Below are 20,844 nucleotides of genomic sequence, written 5' to 3'. Positions count from 1 at the left end.
CGTGCTATGGTACATACATTCACAAATGTATGTAAATCTAACGCCTGTAAATTCACTGACCTATGGCACGAAAAACCAAACAACAAGCACAGGAAACACGACAACACATTCTTGATGTCGCTCTGCGTATGTTTTCGCAACAAGGGGTCTCATCCACCTCGCTGGCTGAGATCGCAAAAGCCGCTGGTGTGACGCGCGGTGCAATCTATTGGCATTTCAAAAACAAATCGGATTTATTCAGTGAAATCTGGGAGCTAGCAAAACCTAACATTGATGAGTTAGAGACTGAGTATCAGGCAAAATTCCCTGACGATCCACTATCAGTATTAAGAGAAATTTTAATTTACGTTCTTGAAACTACCGTGACAGAAGAACGCCGACGTTTATTGATGGAGATTATATTCCACAAATGCGAATTTGTCGGGGAAATAGCATCAGTTCAGTTAGTCGAACGTAGCCTGTGTCTGGAAAACTATGACCGTATAGAAAAAACGTTACGCCACTGTATGGATGTCAACATGTTGCCGGAAAACCTGAACACACGTCGTGTAGCGGTGTTAATGCGTAGCTATATTTCCGGGATCATGGAGAACTGGTTATTTGCTCCCGAATCGTTTGATCTGAAGAATGAGGCTCGTCAGTACGTGGCGGTGCTGCTGGAAATGTGTCTGCTTTGCCCAAGCTTGCGCCTGCAGGCAGGAGAGACAAGCTAGTTTGCCATTCTGCACCAGGAATTCTCCTGGTCGTTTTGCCTGCTGCTATTCTGCCGGTCACAGCCGTGATATTCTTGCCGCTTGACTATTTCCGGTCACTTTCCCGGTTCAGAAACATTCATTCTCATGACTATGTTGCAGCTCTATAAACGTTCACAGCATGTAATTGCTATTAGCATACTTTTCTTCATTCTATTGTTATCCTGCCAGTCATCTGCATTTGCGCGGGCGCAACAGAGTGGTGAACTGCCGACGAAAGCAGATATTCAGAGCCAACTGGACGCACTGAGTAAACAAAAAGATCTCTCCGCGCAGGATAAGCTGGTCCAACAGGATCTCATCGATACTATCGCCACGCTGGATAAAATCGATCGCGTGAAAGATGAGACCGTACAGCTTCGCCAGAAAGTGGCCCAGGCGCCGGAGAAAATGCGCCAGGCGACGGATGCGCTAAATTCGCTCAGCGATGTCGACAATGACGACGAAACGCGAAAAACGCTGAGCACGCTTTCCTTACGACAGCTTGAGTCACGCGTCGCGCAGGTGCTCGATGACCTGCAAAGCTCGCAAAACGATCTGGCCACGTATAACAGCCAGCTGGTGTCGCTCCAGACTCAGCCAGAGCGCGTACAAAATGCGATGTACACCGCGTCGCAGCAGATGCAGCAAATCCGCAACCGACTTGATGGTACTAATGTAGGCGAAGGTGCTTTACGCCCCAGCCAGCAGGTGCTGTTACAGGCGCAGCAGGCGCTGCTGAATGCGCAGATCGACCAACAGCGTAAGAGCCTTGAAGGTAATACGATTTTGCAAGATACCTTGCAAAAACAACGTGATTACGTGACGGCGAACAGTAACCGCCTTGAGCATCAGCTCCAGCTCCTGCAGGAAGCGGTGAACAGCAAGCGACTGACGTTAACCGAAAAAACGGCGCAGGAAGCAGTCACGCCGGATGAAGCCGAGCGTATTCAGTCCAATCCGTTAGTGAAGCAGGAGCTTGATGTTAACCATCAGCTCAGCCAGCGTCTGATTGCCGCGACCGAAAACGGCAACAGCCTGATGCAGCAAAATATCAAAGTCAAAAACTGGCTTGACCGCGCGCTGCAATCCGAACGCAACATTAAAGAACAGATCGCCGTTCTGAAAGGCAGTCTGCTGCTGTCGCGTATTCTGTATCAGCAACAACAAACGCTGCCGTCGGCGGATGAACTTGCCGATATGACCAACCGGATCGCCGACTTGCGTCTGGAGCAGTTCGAGGTCAACCAGCAGCGCGACGCGCTGTTCCAGAATGATGCGTTTGTCGCCAAACTGGAAGAAGGGCACAGCAACGAAGTTAACGGCGAAGTCCATGATGCCTTACTGCAGGTTGTGGATATGCGTCGTGAACTGTTGGATCAGCTCAATAAGCAACTGGGCAACCAGCTGATGATGGCGATTAATCTGCAAATTAACCAGCAGCAGTTAATGAGCGTGTCGAAAAACCTGAAAGGGATCCTCACGCAGCAGATTTTCTGGGTTAACAGTAACCGCCCGATGGACTGGGACTGGATCAAAGCTTTCCCGCAAACACTTAAAGACCAGTTTAAGTCGATGAAAATCACGGTGAACTGGGAAAAAGCGTGGCCTGCAGTATTTATTGCGTTCCTGGCGGGATTGCCGTTGCTGCTCATTGCCGGGTTAATCCGCTGGCGTCTGAAATGGTTGAAAGAGTATCAGGCGAAATTAGCCGCTGCGGTGGGTAACCTGCGTAATGACAGTCAGCTCAATACGCCAAAAGCGATTCTGATCGATCTCATCAGAGCCTTGCCGGCGTGCCTGATTATCCTCGCGGTAGGTCTGATTCTGCTTACCATGCAGTTGAATATCAGCGACCTGCTGTGGGCGTTCAGTAAGAAGATGACCGTCTTCTGGCTGGTGTTTGGTCTGTGCTGGAAGGTGCTGGAAAAAGATGGCGTGGCAATTCGTCATTTTGGTATGCCAGCAAAACAAACTAGCCATTGGCGCCGCCAAATCGTGCGTATTAGCCTGGCGCTGTTGCCGCTTAATTTTTGGTCGGTCATTGCTGAACTGTCACCGCTCAATCTGATGGACGATGTGCTGGGTCAGGTGGTGATTTTCCTCAACCTGCTGCTGATCGCCTTCCTGGTATGGCCAATGTGCCGCGAAAGCTGGCGTGATAAAGAGTCGCATGGTCTGCGTCTGGTGACGATTACCGTGCTGTCTATTATCCCGATAGCATTAATGGTGCTGACGGCGACCGGCTATTTCTACACCACGCTGCGCCTGGCGGGACGCTGGATTGAAACGGTTTATCTGGTCATTCTCTGGAACCTGCTGTACCAGACCGTGCTGCGTGGGTTGAGCGTCGCGGCACGCCGTATCGCCTGGCGTCGCGCGCTGGCACGTCGTCAGAACCTGGTGAAAGAAGGAGCGGAAGGTGCCGAACCGCAGGAAGAACCGACCATCGCGCTTGAGCAGGTTAACCAGCAAACGCTGCGTATAACTATGCTGGTGATGGTTGCCCTGTTTGGTGTCTTGTTCTGGGCCATTTGGTCTGATTTGATCACCGTGTTCAGCTATCTCGACAGCATTACGCTCTGGCATTACAACGGTACCGAAGCGGGTGCGGCAGTGGTGAAAGACGTCACCATGGGTAGCCTGCTGTTTGCGATTATTGCCTCAATGGTCGCGTGGGCGCTGATCCGTAACTTACCCGGCCTGTTGGAAGTGCTGGTGCTCTCGCGACTGAAGATGCGTCAGGGCGCTTCGTATGCGATCACCACGATCCTTAACTACGCGATCATCGCCATCGGCGCGATGACGGTCTTCGGATCGCTCGGTGTTTCGTGGGATAAGCTACAGTGGCTGGCAGCAGCCCTGTCGGTTGGTCTTGGTTTTGGTTTGCAGGAAATCTTCGGTAACTTTGTTTCGGGTCTGATTATTCTGTTTGAACGCCCGGTCCGCATCGGCGATACCGTGACTATCGGTACGTTCTCAGGAACGGTCAGCAAGATCCGTATCCGTGCCACCACCATTACCGACTTCGATCGCAAAGAGGTGATCATCCCGAACAAAGCCTTTGTGACGGAGCGTTTGATCAACTGGTCGCTTTCCGATACCACCACGCGTCTGGTGATCCGCATCGGCGTGGCCTACGGTTCGGATCTGGACAAAGTGAAGAAAGTGCTGCTGCAGGCGGCGATGGAACACCCGAAAGTGATGCACGATCCGGAGCCTGCTGTGTTCTTTACCGCCTTCGGCGCCAGCACGCTGGATCATGAACTGCGTTTATACGTGCGTGAACTGCGCGATCGTAGTCACACGGTTGATGAACTGAACCGTGCGGTCGATCGTTTGTGCCGTGAAAACGACATTGATATCGCCTTTAACCAGCTTGAAGTGCACCTGCACAACGCGAAGGGCGACACCGTGACCGAGGTTAAGCGTGACATCATTAAAGGTGATGATCCGACGCCTTCGGTAGGTTAATAGAAAAACTCATCAGGCCTGCGAGCTTCGATTCATTCGTAGGCCTGGTAAGTGCAACGCTATCAGGCATTTCAGCTATAGCGCGTTTTTTGAAGAAGAGAGCTGTTTCTTTTCGTAATCCCGTTTAACAATCTCCAGCGCCTTCAGTACGGTTTCAGGTGCAACCTGATTTTCCTCAAGTAAAACAATCAAATCGACGGCCAGTTTGACCTCGTCCGGGGCGTTCTCTAATGACATAAATTCTCCGGGGATTAACGGGTTAAACGCGCCAACACGTTTTCTATTCTTGCCAGAGCATGACGGCAGCGCGCCAGTCGCGCCTCGAATGCTTCTACTTCACGATGCAGTTTTTGCTGTTCTGCAAAGCCGGTAGCCTGAGCCAGACGCTCTTTGCGTTCACGCGTCATTTCAACCAGACGGCGTTCAAACTCCTGATGTTGGACCCGCTTGCGCTGCCAGCGCGCCAGACCTGGAGATGCGCTGTCCCACTCGCGTAGCGACCAACTGGCAGTTTCACGTGAAATCGCCTCTAACTGTGAGGCAAGGTGTTCCGCAAGCCAGGTGATTTGTGGTAGTTGTTGCTGCTCAACGGCGCGACGTAGGGCAGTAAGATTATCGTCAGCTTCATCCAGGCAGGCCTGCAGCAATGTGCTGCGCGTGTGAAACAGATGCCTGTCAAAGCGGGCGCTAAGCGTTGTGTGGTGCGCCAGCGGAGCACAACGCTGTCGCAGGCGGTTAAGCTGGTTTTCGAGCGTCTGTAACAGCATGGCGGTTTTCACAACAACACTCCGATGAAAATGAGAACTGTTATGCTAAAGTAGCGATTCTCTGTGTTAAGTACTGATATTATGCAACGCATTATTCTAATCATCATTGGCTGGATAGCGGTAGTGCTAGGTACGCTGGGCGTAGTATTGCCTCTGTTACCGACGACGCCGTTTATACTGCTGGCCGCCTGGTGTTTTGCCCGCTCATCGCCGCGTTTTCACGACTGGTTGCTTTACCGTTCGTGGTTCGGCGGGTATCTGCGTCACTGGCAAAAACATCGCGCGATGCCGCCGGGAGCAAAACCGCGCGCTATTTTGTTGATCCTGGTGACGTTTGCTATTTCCCTCTGGCTGGTCAATATGATGTGGGTACGCGGCCTGCTGCTGGTTATTCTCGCCTGTTTACTGATTTTTATGTGGCGGATCCCGGTGATTGATGAAAAACAACAAAAGCAGTAAAGCGCAATAATCGCTGTTGCAATTGTCTCTCACAGCCAGTAAATTCGACCGTTTTCGAGCACAGGCGCAGATGGTCAAAGGTTAACCAAGTGTAACCTTGGCCCTAATATAGACACAAAATCATTCAAGATACGTCGAGGATGAAGTGTATAGTGCGCCGTGAAGTAATACTGTATTAATCAGGCACAAACTTATGACCGCGACTGCACAGCAGCTTGAGTTTCTCAAAAATAGCATCAAAAGCATCCACGACTATCCAAAACCGGGCATTCTTTTTCGTGATGTCACCAGTTTACTGGAAGATCCGAAAGCCTACGCCCTCAGCATTGAATTGCTGGTTGAGCGCTACAAAAATGCGGGGATCACTAAAGTGGTTGGCACCGAAGCGCGTGGCTTCCTGTTTGGCGCGCCGGTAGCGTTGGGGCTGGGCGTCGGCTTTGTTCCGGTACGCAAACCGCGTAAGCTTCCGCGTGAAGTTATTGCTGAGACCTATGAGCTGGAGTACGGCACCGATCAGCTGGAAATCCACGTTGATGCCATCAAACCGGGTGATAAAGTCCTGGTTGTGGACGATCTTCTGGCAACTGGCGGCACGATTGAAGCGACCGTGAAGCTGATCCGCCGTCTGGGTGGCGAAGTGACCGATGCTGCCTTTATCATTAACTTGTTTGATCTGGGCGGCGAGCAGCGTCTGGAAAAGCAGGGGCTGACCTGTTATAGCCTGGTTCCATTCCCGGGCCACTAATTTAGGGCTATCTTTTTTGCCATTTTGGCCCCGGTCAGTGCTCGAAATCCTCACGTACTGCGTGTACGCTCCGGTTTCTGTGCGCTGCCCGAAACCAAACTGACTGCAACGATAACGCCCGAATATAACGTGTCAACCTCGCCGTTGCTGCGAGGTTGTGTTAGCATTACCCTCCTGTGAATCCACCCTCCAGCCTTTCAGAGCCTGCCAATGAGTTATCAGGTCTTAGCCCGAAAATGGCGCCCACAAACCTTTGCTGACGTCGTCGGCCAGGAACATGTGCTGACGGCACTGGCGAACGGCTTGTCGTTAGGGCGTATTCATCATGCTTATTTGTTTTCCGGGACCCGTGGCGTCGGAAAAACCTCTATCGCCCGCTTGCTGGCGAAGGGATTAAACTGTGAAACTGGCATCACCGCTACGCCGTGCGGCGTGTGCGATAACTGCCGGGAAATTGAGCAGGGGCGTTTTGTCGATTTGATTGAAATCGATGCCGCCTCACGCACTAAAGTTGAAGATACTCGCGATCTGCTGGATAACGTTCAGTATGCGCCCGCGCGCGGTCGCTTTAAGGTCTATTTGATCGACGAAGTGCACATGCTGTCGCGCCACAGTTTTAACGCCTTGCTGAAAACGCTCGAAGAGCCGCCCGCGCACGTCAAATTCCTGCTGGCGACCACCGATCCGCAGAAGCTGCCGGTGACCATCCTGTCGCGCTGTCTGCAATTCCATCTTAAAGCGCTGGATGTCGAACAGATTCGCCATCAGCTTGAGCATATTCTCAAAGAAGAGCATATCGCCCATGAACCGCGTGCGCTGCAACTGCTGGCTCGTGCCGCGGACGGCAGCCTGCGCGATGCGCTAAGCCTGACCGATCAGGCGATTGCCAGCGGCGATGGTCAGGTCTCGACCGACGCGGTCAGCACCATGCTCGGCACGCTGGACGACGACCAGGCGCTCTCGCTTGTTGAAGCGGTTGTGGCTGCGGACGGCGAACGCGTGATGACGCTGGTGAACGACGCCGCCGCGCGTGGTATCGAATGGGAAGCGCTGCTGGTTGAGATGTCGGCTTTGCTGCATCGTATTGCCATGGTTCAGCTTTCACCTGCTGCGCTCGGTAGCGATATGGCCGCCATTGAACAGCGTATGCGTGAACTGGCGCGAATTGTACCGCCTACCGATGTGCAGCTTTACTACCAGACCCTGTTAATCGGGCGCAAAGAACTGCCGTATGCGCCGGACAGGCGAATGGGCGTCGAAATGACGCTGCTGCGTGCGCTGGCTTTTCATCCGCGCATGCCGCTCCCGGAACCTGAAGTCCCGCGCCAGTCGTTTGCCCCGGTCGCACCCACAGCGGTGATGACCCCGACGCAGGTGCCACAGCAGCAACCTGCGCCAGCGCAACAGCAACAGAATGTGCCGCTTTCCGATGCCACCAGTCAGGTGCTGGCGGCGCGCAGTCAACTGCAACGTGCTCAGGGAGCAACCAAAGCAAAAAAGAGTGAACCGGCAGCCGCTTCCCGCGCGCGGCCGGTGAATAATGCTGCGCTGGAAAGACTGGCTTCGGTGTCGGAACGTGTTCAGGCGCGTCCGGCAGTCTCTGCGCTGGAAAAAGCACCGGCGAAGAAAGAAGCGTATCGCTGGAAAGCGACCAATCCTGTTGCAGAAGTCAAAGAAGTCGTCGCCACGCCGAAAGCGCTGAAAAAAGCGCTCGAGCATGAAAAAACGCCGGAACTGGCGGCAAAGCTTGCGGCTGAAGCCATTGAACGCGACCCGTGGGCCGCCCAGGTGAGCCAGCTCTCGCTGCCTAAACTGGTTGAGCAGGTGGCGCTTAATGCCTGGAAAGAAGAGAATGGCAACGTGGTTTGCCTGCACCTGCGTTCCACGCAGCGACACCTTAATTCCAGTGGCGCGCAGCAAAAACTGGCCGAAGCACTGAGTTCCTTAACGGGGTCAACGGTTGAATTGACCATCGTTGAAGATGATAATCCTGCGGTGCGTACGCCGCTGGAGTGGCGTCAGGCCATTTATGAAGAGAAGCTCGCGCAGGCGCGTGAGTCGATTATTGCGGATAATAACATCCAGACGCTGCGTCGTTTTTTCGATGCGGAGCTGGACGAAGAGAGTATTCGCCCCATTTGATCGTCAGCCTAATGGTTTGACGGTCGTCATCCCTTAACGTGATTGAGAGAGAAGCCTATGTTTGGTAAAGGCGGTCTGGGTAACCTGATGAAACAGGCCCAGCAGATGCAAGAAAAAATGCAGCAGATGCAGGAAGAAGTCGCCAAGCTGGAAGTGACCGGCGAATCTGGCGCGGGTCTGGTAAAAGTGACCATCAACGGCGCGCATAACTGCCGTCGCGTGGAGATCGATCCAAGCCTGCTGGAAGACGACAAAGAGATGCTGGAAGACCTGGTTGCTGCGGCATTCAACGACGCGGCGCGTCGCATTGAAGAGACGCAGAAAGAGAAGATGGCCTCTGTTTCTTCCGGAATGCAGCTGCCGCCTGGCTTTAAGATGCCGTTCTGATGCAAACCAGCCCGCTGTTAACTCAGCTTATGGAAGCACTGCGCTGTCTGCCGGGCGTTGGCCCGAAGTCGGCGCAGCGCATGGCGTTCACGCTGCTTCAGCGCGATCGCAGCGGCGGGATGCGTCTGGCGCAGGCGTTAACGAAGGCGATGTCGGAAATCGGCCACTGTGCCGATTGCCGCACCTTCACAGAGCAGGACGTCTGCAACATCTGTTCGAACCCGCGTCGCCAGGAAAACGGTCAGATTTGCGTGGTGGAGAGTCCGGCGGACATCTACGCCATTGAGCAAACCGGGCAATTTTCCGGACGTTACTTCGTGCTGATGGGACACCTGTCGCCGCTGGACGGTATCGGGCCTGATGATATCGGGCTGGATCGTCTTGAACAGCGACTGGCGTCTGAGCAAATCAACGAACTGATCCTGGCGACCAATCCCACGGTCGAAGGAGAGGCGACCGCCAACTATATTGCTGAGCTTTGCATGCAATATGGCGTTGAAGCCAGCCGTATCGCCCATGGCGTTCCGGTAGGCGGCGAGCTGGAAATGGTCGATGGCACCACGCTGTCGCACTCTCTGGCAGGACGACACAAGATTAAATTCTGAACAAACGGAGGCCGCGACGGCGGCTTCCGCTTGAAATCCTTCCCGCTTGTCCCCATTTCACCCTCAACGTGTTTTTACCATTGAATATGGCATTGTTGAGGTAGATCTACATGAAAGGACAAGAAACTCGTGGTTTTCAGTCAGAAGTAAAACAGCTTCTGCACCTGATGATCCATTCTCTGTATTCCAATAAAGAAATCTTCCTGCGTGAGCTTATCTCTAACGCCTCGGATGCGGCAGACAAGCTGCGTTTCCGCGCACTGTCTAACCCGGACCTGTATGAAGGTGACGGTGAGCTGCGTGTGCGTGTTTCCTTCGATAAAGATAAGCGTACGTTGACCATTGCCGATAACGGCGTGGGGATGAATCGTGATGACGTTATCGATCATCTGGGGACCATTGCGAAATCCGGCACCAAATCTTTCCTCGAATCCATGGGCTCCGATCAGGCGAAAGACAGCCAGTTGATTGGTCAGTTCGGGGTTGGTTTCTACTCTGCCTTCATCGTGGCGGACAAAGTCACCGTGCGTACCCGTGCTGCGGGTGATAAGCCGGAAAACGGCGTGTTCTGGGAGTCCGCGGGCGAGGGTGAGTACACCGTTGCTGATATTACCAAAGAAGACCGTGGTACCGAAATTACTCTGCATCTGCGTGAAGGCGAAGACGAGTTCCTCGATGACTGGCGCGTACGTTCCATCATCAGCAAATATTCCGACCATATTGCGCTGCCGGTAGAGATCGAAAAATCCGAAGAGAAAGACGGCGAGACCGTGGTTTCCTGGGAAAAAATCAACAAGGCACAGGCGCTGTGGACGCGTAACAAGTCGGAAATCAAAGACGACGAGTACAACGAATTCTACAAGCACATCGCCCACGACTTCACTGACCCGCTGACCTGGAGCCACAACCGTGTGGAAGGTAAGCAGGAGTACACCAGCCTGCTGTATATCCCGTCGCAGGCGCCGTGGGATATGTGGAACCGCGATCACAAGCATGGTCTGAAACTGTACGTCCAGCGTGTCTTCATCATGGACGATGCCGAGCAGTTCATGCCGAACTACCTGCGCTTTGTCCGTGGTCTGATAGATTCTAACGATCTACCGCTGAACGTTTCTCGCGAGATCCTGCAGGACAGCACCGTCACCCGTAACCTGCGCAGCGCGCTGACCAAACGCGTACTGCAGATGCTGGAAAAACTGGCGAAAGACGACGCGGAAAAATACCAGACCTTCTGGAAGCAGTTCGGCCTGGTGCTGAAAGAAGGCCCGGCGGAAGACCACGCCAACCAGGAAACGATCGCTAAACTGATGCGCTTCGCGTCTACGCACACTGACTCCTCCGCGCAAACCGTGTCGCTGGAAGATTACGTGTCGCGAATGAAAGAAGGGCAGGAGAAAATCTACTACATCACTGCAGACAGCTATGCGGCGGCGAAGAGCAGCCCGCACCTGGAACTGCTGCGTAAGAAAGGCATCGAAGTGCTGCTGCTTTCTGACCGCATCGATGAGTGGATGATGAACTACCTGACCGAGTTCGACGGTAAGGCATTCCAGTCCGTTGCTAAAGCTGACGAGTCCATCGACAAGCTTGCGGATGAAGTTGACGAATCGGCAAAAGAAGCGGAAAAAGCGCTGACGCCGTTCGTTGAGCGTGTGAAAACCCTGCTGGGTGACCGCGTGAAAGAAGTGCGTCTGACTCACCGTCTGACCGACACGCCAGCCATCGTTACCACCGATGCGGATGAAATGAGCACCCAGATGGCGAAACTCTTTGCCGCTGCGGGCCAGGCCGTACCGGAAGTGAAATATATCTTTGAACTGAACCCGGACCACGTGCTGGTAAAACGCACGGCGGATACTCAGGACGAAGCACAGTTCAAAGAGTGGGTTGAGCTGCTGCTGGATCAGGCGCTGTTTGCCGAGCGCGGCACGCTGGAAGACCCGAACCAGTTCATCCGTCGTATGAACCAGTTGCTGGTATCCTGATACCTGTAATGTAATGCCGGATGGCGCTAACGCTTATCCGGCCTACAACATCTTTTTGATCGTAGGCCGGATAAGGTGTTTACACCGCCATCCGGCAATTTCTTTCCTTATTTTCAATTTTCCCGCCATTAACCGTTTCAGCGCAGACTACCTTCCTTGAGCCAATTGCGTGATGGTGGTATCGTTTAGCGCTTTTTAAAAAATATCGACAACCTTTAAGGGGATTTTCGTAATGCGTATCATTCTGCTTGGCGCTCCGGGCGCGGGTAAAGGAACTCAGGCTCAGTTCATCATGGAGAAGTATGGTATTCCGCAAATCTCCACCGGTGATATGCTGCGTGCCGCCGTGAAATCTGGCTCCGAGCTGGGCAAACAAGCGAAAGACATCATGGACGCCGGTAAGCTGGTGACTGATGAGCTGGTGATCGCGCTGGTAAAAGAGCGTATTGCTCAGGAAGACTGCCGTAATGGTTTCCTGCTTGATGGCTTCCCGCGTACTATTCCGCAGGCAGACGCCATGAAAGAAGCGGGCATCAACGTGGACTACGTTCTGGAGTTTGACGTACCTGACGAACTGATCGTTGACCGTATCGTCGGTCGCCGCGTACACGCTGCTTCTGGCCGCGTTTACCACATCAAATTCAACCCGCCTAAGGTTGAAGGCAAAGACGACGTGACCGGCGAAGAGCTGACCACCCGTAAAGACGATCAGGAAGAGACCGTACGTAAGCGCCTGGTGGAATACCATCAGATGACCGCACCGCTGATTGGCTACTACTCTAAAGAAGCGCAGGCGGGTAACACCAAATACGCGAAAGTTGACGGCACTCAGGCCGTGGCTGACGTGCGCGCAGCGCTGGAAAAAATCCTCGGCTAATTTTTTCGCGTAATTAAACCTCTTATCAGGTCTGCCAATATCTCGTAGGCCTGATAAGCGCAGCGCCATCAGGCAAATTCTCGTCTTACCTTTCACAGCAATTAGTTCTTCTTTACCGCTTTTCCGCTACAATTATCAACAATTTGAATCGATAAGAGGCGGTAATGCGTCAGACGAAAACCGGTATCCTGCTGGCAAACCTCGGCACTCCCGATGCCCCAACTCCCGAAGCCGTTAAGCGCTACCTGCGCCAGTTTTTAAGCGATCCACGCGTAGTTGATACGTCCCCTGCACTGTGGTGGCCGCTGCTGCGCGGTGTGATTTTGCCGCTGCGAGCGCCGCGTGTGGCAAAGCTGTACCAGTCAATCTGGATGGAAGACGGTTCCCCGCTGATGGTCTACAGCAAGGCGCAACAGCAGGCGCTGGCACAACGTCTGCCTGATACCCCTGTCGCGCTGGGGATGAGCTACGGTTCGCCATCGCTCGAAAGCGCGGTCGATGAACTGTTGGCAAGCGGAGTGGAACACATGGTGGTGTTACCGCTGTACCCGCAATATTCCTGTTCGACGGTTGCAGCAGTCTGGGACGAGCTGGCGCGCATCTTAGCGCGTAAACGCGGTATTCCCGGCGTCTCTTTTATTCGTGATTACGCCGATGACAGCAGCTACATTGATGCGCTGGCCAAGAGTGCCCGGGATTCATTCGCTCAACATGGCGAACCTGATTTACTGCTGCTCTCCTACCACGGCATTCCGCAGCGCTACGCCGATGAAGGCGATGACTACCCGCAGCGCTGTCGCGATACGACGCGTGAGCTGGTTTCAGCGCTTGGTCTGCCGCCGGAAAAAGTCATGATGACCTTCCAGTCTCGCTTTGGCCGCGAACCCTGGCTGACGCCGTATACCGACGAAACGTTAAAAATGCTGGCGGAGAAAGGAACCCGACATATCCAGGTTATGTGTCCGGGCTTCGCGGCTGATTGCCTCGAAACGCTGGAAGAGATAGCGGTGCAAAACCGGGAGATTTTCCTTGAGGCTGGCGGTAAGCAATATGAGTATATTCCGGCGTTGAATGCCACACCGGAACATATCGAAATGATGGTTAAACTGACCGCCGCCTACCGCTAAAGCTGTTGCTTAAAGAAACGCGCGCCGTCCTGCAGAGCTTCATCGGCGGTTTTCATCACCTGCGAATAGTGCAGGAAGGCGTGCAGCGTACCGGGATACATTTTGTACTGGCAGGGCTGCTGATGCGCCTGTAACGTCTGGAATAATAAGCGGCTATCGTCAATCAGTGGATCGAACTCCGCGCCGGCGATAAAACACGGCGGCACGTCACGCGTCAGGTCGTTATTAAACAGGCAATAGTACGGTGACTCGCGATCGTCAGCGCTACGTAGGTACGCGTTTTCATACATCTGCAAGTCCTCGCGGGTTAACCCATCCCACGCTCCGCCCATCAGCCGTCGGCTCAGTGAATCCTGTAGCCCGTAAAGCCCATACCACAACAGCACGCCAGCCACCTTGCCGCAGGCAATGCGTTTATCCCGCAGCCACAGCGCGCTGGCAAGCGCCAGCATGGCTCCGGCGGAATCGCCCGCAAAACCAATCGTATTGATATTGAGGGAATAGTCGCCAGCATGTTGATGATAGTACTGGCAGACGGCGACGATCTCTTCGATGGCTTGTGGGTAGCGGGCCTCCGGCGCCAGCGAATAGTCGATGCCGATCACCGTGCACTGGGTGTAATGCGCAAGTAAACGCATAATACGGTCATGGGTATCCAGATTACCGAGAATAAAACCGCCGCCGTGCAGGTAATACAGCGTGGCCTGGCTTTGGGGCTGCGGAGCGTAGATGCGTGTGGCAACGGGGCCGCACGCGGTAGAAATCACGCATTCTCGGGTATGCATCTGCGGGGCATCGGCATTCCACAGTCGCCGCTCATGAATGTAGTGTTGGCGCTGGGCCACGAAGTCATCGGCAGCGGGCCACGGCGGCAAATCGTCGCGATGAAAATTCACCACGCTTTTCATTTCATCCGAAATTTTGTCGAGTACGGGGATTTTGTTTTCCGGCTTCATAAAACGCTCCTTGTGAAGGTGAGTTATTGTAGAAATTAATCCCGGATAAACTGCGATCTCACCGTCCGATATTGAAACTCAGCGTCGCATCGCATGCGCAGCAGGGAATGTGCTACCATGCATCGCTCAGTTAACCACCCGTAAAATCGACCATGAAATTTCCCGGTAAACGTAAATCCAAACACTATTTTCCCGTCAGCGCGCGCGATCCGTTGTTGCAACAAATTCAGCCAGAAAATGAAACCAGCGCAGCCTGGGTGGTGGGTATCGACCAGACGTTGGTGGATATTGAAGCCAAAGTGGATGATGACTTTGTAAAACGTTATGGATTAAGCGCCGGGCATTCTCTGGTGATTGCCGATGATGTCGCAGAAGCGCTCTATCAGGAACTGGTGCGTGAAAATTTGATCACCCATCAGTTTGCGGGCGGTACGATCGGTAACACGATGCACAACTACTCCGTGCTGGCGGATGACCGCTCGGTGCTGCTGGGCGTGATGTGCAGCAATATCGAGATTGGCAGCTATGCGTACCGCTATTTATGCAATACCTCCAGCCGTACCGATCTGAACTACCTGCAAGGCGTTAATGGACCGATTGGTCGTTGCTTTACGCTGATTGGTGAATCCGGAGAGCGTACCTTCGCAATCAGCCCTGGGCATATGAATAAGCTACGGGCGGATAGCATCCCTGAATCGGTAATTGCCGGAGCGTCCGCGTTGGTGCTGACGTCCTATCTGGTGCGCTGCGAGCCGGGCGAGCCGATGCCGGAAGCGACCATGAAGGCGATTGAATACGCTAAAAAACACAATGTGCCGGTGGTACTGACGCTGGGCACCAAATTCGTCATTGCCGATAACCCGCAGTGGTGGCAGGCATTCCTCAAAGAGCATGTCTCTATTCTGGCGATGAATGAAGAAGAGGCTGAAGCGCTGACCGGCGAGAACGATCCGCTGCTGGCGTCTGACAAGGCGCTGGACTGGGTGGATCTGGTGCTGTGCACTGCGGGTCCGGCGGGTCTGTATATGGCGGGCTTTACGGAAGAAGAAGTCAAACGTAAAACCCAGCATCCGCTGCTGCCTGGAGCGATTGCCGAATTCAATCAGTACGAATTCAGCCGCGCCATGCGCCATAAAGACTGTACCAATCCGCTGCGTGTGTATTCGCACATTGCACCGTATATGGGCGGGCCAGAAAAGATAATGAATACCAACGGTGCTGGCGACGGCGCGCTGGCGGCATTGCTGCATGATATTACTGCCAACAGCTATCACCGCAGTAACGTGCCTAACTCCAGCAAGCACAAGTTCACCTGGCTGACCTATTCGTCTCTAGCCCAGGTGTGTAAATATGCTAACCGCGTGAGTTACCAGGTGCTGAACCAGCATTCACCGCGCCTGACGCGCGGTTTGCCGGAACGTGAAGACAGTCTCGAAGAGTCGTACTGGGATCGCTGAGTTCTTGCCCGATGGCGCTACGCTTATCGGGCCTACGCGTAGCAATAGCAGGCCGGATAAGGCGTTTTACGCCGCCATCCGGCACGTAACATTAACTGGCGGTAGCAACTTCACCGGCAGGCGGCGTTTCAATTAGCTCCAGCATGGTACGGGCGATTTCACGCTCGCCCATGACGACCTGATTGGCTCCGCGCTCGGTAATATATTCCACCTCATCGTCATAATGTGCGCGGGCGATAATCTCAATCGACGGGCACTTCTCACGAGCGGAAGCGACAATTTCACCCGCTTCATAGCCATTCGGAATGGTTAGCAACAGCCAGCGTGCGCAATCCAGATGCGCCAGATTCATAATCTCTTCGTTAGCGGCATTTCCCAGCACCGCGCGGATCCCACGCTCGCGCAGTTCATCCACCCGGGTACGTGAGGTTTCGATAACCACCAGCGGGATCCCGGCAGCCATCAATTTCTCACCCAGCAGGCTGCCGACGCGACCAAAGCCAACCAGCAGGGCGTGATTGCAGATATCCACCGGAATTTGCTTCTCTTCTTCGATAGCCTCTTCCAGAGTCTGCTCTTCCAGCGTTTCTGTTTTGGCGAGATATTTTTCTAACACCGCGAACAGCACCGGGTTGAGCATTATGGACAGGATTGCCCCTGCCAGCACCAGATTCTGTCCGGCCTGCGGCAGCAGGTTTAACGCCATTCCCAGACCCGCCAGGATAAAGGCAAATTCACCAATTTGCGCCAGACTGGTGGCAATGGTGAGCGCCGTGCGTTGAGAGTGACCAAACATGCGCACCAGGAAATAGGCGGCAAGGGATTTACCAAAGATGATAATCGCCAGCGTGCCCAGTACTGCCAACGGCTGCTGGATCAGGACTAACGGATCGAACAGCATTCCGACGGAAACGAAGAACAGCACGGCGAACGCATCGCGCAGCGGCAGGGTGTCATGCGCCGCACGGTGGCTCAGCTCAGATTCATTCAGCACCATACCGGCGAAGAACGCGCCCAGTGCAAAGGAGACATCGAACAGCTCTACTGCGCCGAAGGCGATACCTAAGGCGAGGGCGAGGACTGAGAGGGTAAACAGTTCGCGTGAACCGGTTGCGGCGCTGCGGGCCATAATCCACGGTACCAGGCGACGACCCACCAGCATCATAATCGCGATAAACGCCACCACCTTACCGATGGTAATGCCCATATCGACAGCCAGAGAAGCGAAGCCGACATCTTCTTTTTCCAACATTCCGGCGACGGCTGGCAGGAGAACCAGCGTCAGTACCATCATCAGATCTTCGACAATCAGCCAGCCAATGGCAATTTGCCCGCGCTGGCTGTCAATGAGCTGTCGTTCTTCAAGCGCACGCAGTAGCACCACGGTGCTGGCGGTTGAAAGACACAGACCAAACACGATCCCCACCATCAGCGACCAGCCTAATACAGCTGAAAGCGCCATACCCAGCAGCGTTGCCACTGCTATCTGGGCAATCGCGCCGGGAATGGCGATTGACTTTACCGCCATCAAATCCTTCAGGGAAAAGTGCAGCCCGACGCCGAACATCAGCAGAATAACGCCAAGCTCGGCCAGTTCAGGCGCGAGCTTAGTATCAGCAACAAAACCAGGTGTAAATGGACCGGCCAGAACGCCCGCTAACAGATATCCCACCAGAGGAGAAATACGTAGTTTATTGGCAATCATGCCTAATATAAAAGCGAGTACAAGGCCGCCGACAATGGTGGTGATAAGCGGGGTGGCGTGATGCATTCCGTCTCCTTTGGTTGCTGTGATGATCCTAAAAACCCAAACTGCGAGTAATAGTTTATGACAATTTTAATGTTTATGTTTATGAATAATTATTGAATTTTGAAGAAAACAGGATTTTAAAGGAAAAAAAGCACGGATCGGAAAACTACGAGGGGATGTTTGAGGCAAACGCTGATGGTCACTGTAAGTGATGACGACCAAAGTTTACCTTTGGCCGTCAGAAAATCAGGCTTTATGTCGGTTATCAGGTAAGAATATGGTCAGTATCCCCAGAAGTGGCAGGAAAGCACATATTTTGTAGACCAAATCGATACTGGTATGGTCGGCAATCAGCCCTAACACCGCGGCTCCCAAGCCACCCATGCCGAAGGCAAAACCGAAAAATAACCCAGAAACCATGCCGATACGCCCAGGAAGCAACTCCTGTGCGTAAACCAGAATGGCAGAAAACGCCGATGCGAGGATAAAACCAATGATCACGGTTAAAATCCCGGTCCATTCCAGCGTTGCGTAGGGTAAAACGAGGGTAAATGGCGCAACGCCGAGGATAGACCCCCAAATAACATATTTTCTGCCAATTTTATCGCCTAATGGTCCGCCAATCACCGTCCCGGCCGCGACGGCAAACAGGAAGGCAAACAGGTGAAACTGGGCGTTTTGTACCGATAATCCGAATTTTTGCATCAGATAAAAGGTGTAATAGCTGCTGATGCTTGCCATATAGAAGTATTTGGAGAAAATCAGTACCAGCAGGATGCTTACAGCCAGCACCACTTTATTACGCGGCAACGGATTAACGATAGCGACCTTCGGCTTTCCTTTACTCATCCGATGCTGCGCGGCATACCAACGGCTGATTTGCGCCAGGACGACAATCGCTAATAGCGCGGCCAGCACAAACCAGGCCACATTACCCTTACCATATGGCGCAATGATGACAGCCGCCAGCAACGGTCCCAGTGAGCTGCCGAAGTTGCCGCCAACCTGGAAAATCGACTGTGCAAGGCCGTGGCGACCACCGGAGGCCATACGCGCCACACGGGACGATTCCGGGTGAAATACCGAAGAGCCGGTGCCAACCAGCGCCGCGGCGAGCAGCACCATATGAAAGCTGCCGGCCATGGCCAGCAAAACAAGCCCGCTCAGCGTGAAGCACATTCCTATGGGCAGCGACCACGGCATCGGGTATTTGTCCGTCCAGTAACCCACCACCGGTTGCAGCAGCGAAGAAGCTAACTGGAAGGTTAGGGTGATCATCCCGATCTGCATAAACGTCAGCGAGAACTCTGACTGCAATAGCGGATAAATCGCCAGGATCAGCGACTGAATCATATCGTTTAGCAAATGGGAGAGGCTGATCGCTCCTAAAATGCCAAATGAGGTGCGTGCTTTAGCAACCGACGCTGACGCGCCAGCCACAGGCTGGGTTGGTTCACTTATTGCCATAGAAAGTCACTTCTGTTTGGGTTGCGATTATGAGGGTAATCTAATTTGTTATTATTACCTGACTAACATACCTGCGGAAGGTGTTTGAAGGAAGTCTCATTTCTGAAAACATTTTCGACTATTATTTCATATCATTGTAATTTCAGTCGTTGATTTTGGCTCAGGGAGAGAAATATGAAGTTTTTAAAACGGGGCGTGGCGCTGGCGTTATTAGCCGCATTTACGCTGGCAGGTCAGCCAGCTCAGGCGTACGAAAAAGATAAAACCTACAAAATTACCATTCTGCATACCAACGATCATCACGGTCACTTCTGGCGTAGCGAATATGGGGAATACGGACTGGCGGCGCAAAAAACGCTGGTGGACGGTATTCGTAAAGAGGTGGCTGAGGAAGGGGGCAGCGTACTGTTGCTTTCTGGTGGTGATATTAATACCGGCGTACCGGAGTCCGATCTGCAGGATGCGGAACCTGATTTTCGCGGTATGAACCTGATTGGCTATGACGCGATGGCAGTCGGAAACCACGAGTTTGATAATCCGCTTAGCGTATTGCGCCAGCAGGAAAAATGGTCCAAATTTCCGTTTCTCTCGGCCAACATTTATCAGAAAAGCTCCGGCGAGCGTTTATTTAAGCCGTGGGCCATCTTTAAGCGCCAGGATTTAAAAATTGCCGTACTTGGTTTAACCACTGACGATACGGCGAAAATTGGCAACCCTGAGTTCTTTACCGATATCGAATTCCGTAAACCTGCTGATGAAGCCAAACTGGTTATTCAGGAACTGAATATGGGTGAAAAGCCAGACATCATTATCGCGACCACCCATATGGGACATTATGACAACGGCAACCACGGCTCGAACGCCCCTGGCGATGTCGAAATGGCGCGCAGCTTGCCAGCAGGTTCGCTGGCGATGATTGTCGGTGGCCACTCGCAGGATCCGGTGTGTATGGCTGCGGAAAATAAGAAGCAGGTTGATTACGTACCGGGTACGCCGTGTGCGCCAGATAAGCAAAATGGGATCTGGATTGTACAGGCACACGAGTGGGGCAAATACGTGGGCCGGGCGGACTTTGAGTTCCGTAACGGCGAAATGAAAATGGTTAACTACCAGCTCATTCCCGTTAATCTGAAGAAAAAAGTGACCTGGGACAACGGTAAAAGTGAGCGCGTACTCTACACCCCGGAGATTGTTGAAAATCAGCAAATGCTTTCGCTGCTGACGCCGTTCCAGAATAAAGGTAAAGCGCAGCTCGACGTGAAAATCGGTAGCGTCAATGCGCGCCTCGAAGGCGACCGTAGCAAAGTCCGTTTCGTGCAAACCAATATGGGGCACTTGCTGCTGGCTGCGCAAATGGCGCGAACCAGCGCTGATTTTGGCGTGATGAGCGGCGGCGGTATCCGTGACTCCATCGAAGGTGGCGATATCACCTATAAGAGCGTGCTGAAGGTACAGCCGTTTGGCAACATCGTGGTGTATGCCGATATGAGCGGGAAAGAAGTGATTGATTATCTGACCGCGGTGGCGCAAATGAAGCCGGACTCCGGAGCCTACCCGCAGTTTGCCAACGTCAGCTTTGTAGCGAAAGACGGCAAACTTAACGATTTGAAAATCAAAGGCGAACCTGTTGACCCAGCCAAAACCTATCGTATGGCAACGCTGAGCTTCAACGCCACCGGCGGTGATGGCTATCCGCGCATTGATAACAAACCAGGCTATGTGAATACCGGGTTTATTGATGCGGAAGTGCTGAAAGAGTACGTACAGAAGAACTCACCGCTGGATGCCAGTGCGTATGAGCCGAAGGGTGAGGTGAGCTGGCAGTAACAGGGCGGAGTGCCGGATGGCGGTGCTGGCACCTTATCCGGCCTACAGGTCAGTGCGATTTGTAGGCCTTAAAGCTGCGCGCCATCAG

Annotated in this window: 17 protein-coding genes and 1 other annotated feature; of the genes, 12 read left to right on the top strand and 5 right to left on the bottom strand. The window is 53.4% G+C overall.

Annotated elements, in window-relative coordinates; all coding sequences use genetic code 11:
- The first annotated feature begins 62 nt into the window (after nt 1-62).
- Nucleotides 63-713, top strand: coding sequence for a multidrug efflux transporter transcriptional repressor AcrR (acrR, locus tag OGV57_RS15200; RefSeq protein WP_003021744.1), 651 nt, complete (start codon nt 63-65; stop codon nt 711-713).
- Between the two features lie 126 nt (nt 714-839).
- Entirely contained in the window at nt 840-4,205 is a 3,366-nt protein-coding gene (gene mscK, locus OGV57_RS15195; protein WP_003835917.1) for a mechanosensitive channel MscK, read from the top strand.
- Nucleotides 4,206-4,280: 75 nt separating this feature from the next.
- On the opposite strand, the gene rsmS is transcribed toward mscK, so the two are convergent.
- Nucleotides 4,281-4,442: a pleiotropic regulatory protein RsmS gene (gene rsmS, locus OGV57_RS15190; protein WP_003021750.1), complete on the bottom strand. Its 162-nt coding sequence runs from the start codon at nt 4,440-4,442 to the stop codon at nt 4,281-4,283.
- A gap of 14 nt (nt 4,443-4,456) precedes the next feature.
- Nucleotides 4,457-4,984, bottom strand: a complete 528-nt coding sequence (gene priC / locus OGV57_RS15185; RefSeq protein WP_003021753.1) for a primosomal replication protein N'' — start codon at nt 4,982-4,984, stop codon at nt 4,457-4,459.
- A gap of 69 nt (nt 4,985-5,053) precedes the next feature.
- On the opposite strand from priC, the gene OGV57_RS15180 reads away from it, so the two are divergent.
- The 8 genes from OGV57_RS15180 to hemH all read left to right on the top strand — a co-directional run bounded on the left by OGV57_RS15180 (nt 5,054) and on the right by hemH (nt 13,299).
- Nucleotides 5,054-5,431 carry a DUF454 family protein gene (locus OGV57_RS15180; RefSeq protein WP_003847534.1) on the top strand — a complete coding sequence of 126 codons (378 nt, stop codon included), beginning with the start codon at nt 5,054-5,056 and terminating at the stop codon, nt 5,429-5,431.
- 193 nt (nt 5,432-5,624) lie between these two features.
- Nucleotides 5,625-6,176 carry an adenine phosphoribosyltransferase gene (gene apt / locus OGV57_RS15175; protein WP_003021759.1) on the top strand — a complete coding sequence of 184 codons (552 nt, stop codon included), beginning with the start codon at nt 5,625-5,627 and terminating at the stop codon, nt 6,174-6,176.
- A 210-nt stretch (nt 6,177-6,386) separates the two neighbouring features.
- A complete protein-coding gene (gene dnaX, locus OGV57_RS15170; RefSeq protein WP_003021761.1) occupies nt 6,387-8,318 on the top strand; it encodes a DNA polymerase III subunit gamma/tau in 1,932 nt (643 codons plus the stop codon).
- Nucleotides 7,651-7,715 (top strand) — a sequence feature (DnaX frameshifting element). It overlaps the preceding gene by 65 nt.
- A 57-nt stretch (nt 8,319-8,375) precedes the next feature.
- Nucleotides 8,376-8,705: a YbaB/EbfC family nucleoid-associated protein gene (locus OGV57_RS15165; protein ID WP_003021764.1), complete on the top strand. Its 330-nt coding sequence runs from the start codon at nt 8,376-8,378 to the stop codon at nt 8,703-8,705.
- Nucleotides 8,705-9,310 carry a recombination mediator RecR gene (gene recR / locus OGV57_RS15160; RefSeq protein ID WP_003021767.1) on the top strand — a complete coding sequence of 202 codons (606 nt, stop codon included), beginning with the start codon at nt 8,705-8,707 and terminating at the stop codon, nt 9,308-9,310. Before OGV57_RS15165 ends, recR begins: the two co-directional genes overlap by 1 nt.
- Nucleotides 9,311-9,420: 110 nt before the next feature.
- Nucleotides 9,421-11,295, top strand: a complete 1,875-nt coding sequence (htpG, locus tag OGV57_RS15155; protein WP_003021770.1) for a molecular chaperone HtpG — start codon at nt 9,421-9,423, stop codon at nt 11,293-11,295.
- 232 nt (nt 11,296-11,527) lie between these two features.
- Complete coding sequence (adk, locus tag OGV57_RS15150) at nt 11,528-12,172, top strand: adenylate kinase (RefSeq protein ID WP_003021773.1); 645 nt, start codon at nt 11,528-11,530, stop codon at nt 12,170-12,172.
- A 164-nt stretch (nt 12,173-12,336) separates the two neighbouring features.
- Entirely contained in the window at nt 12,337-13,299 is a 963-nt protein-coding gene (hemH, locus tag OGV57_RS15145) for a ferrochelatase (protein WP_003021775.1), read from the top strand.
- Here the strand turns inward: hemH and aes are convergent.
- Entirely contained in the window at nt 13,296-14,255 is a 960-nt protein-coding gene (gene aes / locus OGV57_RS15140) for an acetyl esterase (RefSeq protein WP_003835907.1), read from the bottom strand. The genes hemH and aes overlap by 4 nt on opposite strands.
- Nucleotides 14,256-14,407: 152 nt before the next feature.
- Between aes and gsk the strand changes: the two genes are divergently transcribed.
- The gene (gene gsk, locus OGV57_RS15135; RefSeq protein WP_003021781.1) at nt 14,408-15,712 is read left to right on the top strand and encodes an inosine/guanosine kinase; all 1,305 of its coding nucleotides are present in this window, start codon (nt 14,408-14,410) and stop codon (nt 15,710-15,712) included.
- 91 nt (nt 15,713-15,803) lie between these two features.
- Here the strand turns inward: gsk and ybaL are convergent, their stop codons facing one another.
- Both ybaL and fsr read right to left on the bottom strand, forming a co-directional pair.
- Nucleotides 15,804-17,483, bottom strand: a complete 1,680-nt coding sequence (gene ybaL, locus OGV57_RS15130; protein ID WP_003835904.1) for a YbaL family putative K(+) efflux transporter — start codon at nt 17,481-17,483, stop codon at nt 15,804-15,806.
- Between the two features lie 225 nt (nt 17,484-17,708).
- Complete coding sequence (fsr, locus tag OGV57_RS15125) at nt 17,709-18,929, bottom strand: fosmidomycin MFS transporter (protein ID WP_003021788.1); 1,221 nt, start codon at nt 18,927-18,929, stop codon at nt 17,709-17,711.
- Between the two features lie 174 nt (nt 18,930-19,103).
- Between fsr and ushA the strand changes: the two genes are divergently transcribed.
- Complete coding sequence (gene ushA, locus OGV57_RS15120; protein WP_016149719.1) at nt 19,104-20,756, top strand: bifunctional UDP-sugar hydrolase/5'-nucleotidase UshA; 1,653 nt, start codon at nt 19,104-19,106, stop codon at nt 20,754-20,756.
- Nucleotides 20,757-20,844 lie beyond the last annotated feature (88 nt).

The sequence above is a fragment of the Citrobacter sp. Cf087 genome (assembly GCF_030334285.1).
Lineage (GTDB): Bacteria > Pseudomonadota > Gammaproteobacteria > Enterobacterales > Enterobacteriaceae > Citrobacter > Citrobacter freundii.
This window is presented reverse-complemented; position numbering and strand designations above follow the sequence as displayed.

Bases quoted from the DNA above. Each gene is read 5' to 3' on its own strand.
- rsmS (WP_003021750.1), bottom strand. From the start codon at position 4,442: ATGTCATTAGAGAACGCCCCGGACGAGGTCAAACTGGCCGTCGATTTG.
- hemH (WP_003021775.1), top strand. From the start codon at position 12,337: ATGCGTCAGACGAAAACCGGTATCCTGCTGGCAAACCTCGGCACTCCC.
- mscK (WP_003835917.1), top strand. From the start codon at position 840: ATGACTATGTTGCAGCTCTATAAACGTTCACAGCATGTAATTGCTATT.
- gsk (WP_003021781.1), top strand. From the start codon at position 14,408: ATGAAATTTCCCGGTAAACGTAAATCCAAACACTATTTTCCCGTCAGC.
- OGV57_RS15180 (WP_003847534.1), top strand. From the start codon at position 5,054: ATGCAACGCATTATTCTAATCATCATTGGCTGGATAGCGGTAGTGCTA.
- dnaX (WP_003021761.1), top strand. From the start codon at position 6,387: ATGAGTTATCAGGTCTTAGCCCGAAAATGGCGCCCACAAACCTTTGCT.
- ybaL (WP_003835904.1), bottom strand. From the start codon at position 17,483: ATGCATCACGCCACCCCGCTTATCACCACCATTGTCGGCGGCCTTGTA.
- recR (WP_003021767.1), top strand. From the start codon at position 8,705: ATGCAAACCAGCCCGCTGTTAACTCAGCTTATGGAAGCACTGCGCTGT.
- fsr (WP_003021788.1), bottom strand. From the start codon at position 18,929: ATGGCAATAAGTGAACCAACCCAGCCTGTGGCTGGCGCGTCAGCGTCG.
- aes (WP_003835907.1), bottom strand. From the start codon at position 14,255: ATGAAGCCGGAAAACAAAATCCCCGTACTCGACAAAATTTCGGATGAA.
- ushA (WP_016149719.1), top strand. From the start codon at position 19,104: ATGAAGTTTTTAAAACGGGGCGTGGCGCTGGCGTTATTAGCCGCATTT.
- adk (WP_003021773.1), top strand. From the start codon at position 11,528: ATGCGTATCATTCTGCTTGGCGCTCCGGGCGCGGGTAAAGGAACTCAG.
- htpG (WP_003021770.1), top strand. From the start codon at position 9,421: ATGAAAGGACAAGAAACTCGTGGTTTTCAGTCAGAAGTAAAACAGCTT.
- apt (WP_003021759.1), top strand. From the start codon at position 5,625: ATGACCGCGACTGCACAGCAGCTTGAGTTTCTCAAAAATAGCATCAAA.
- acrR (WP_003021744.1), top strand. From the start codon at position 63: ATGGCACGAAAAACCAAACAACAAGCACAGGAAACACGACAACACATT.
- OGV57_RS15165 (WP_003021764.1), top strand. From the start codon at position 8,376: ATGTTTGGTAAAGGCGGTCTGGGTAACCTGATGAAACAGGCCCAGCAG.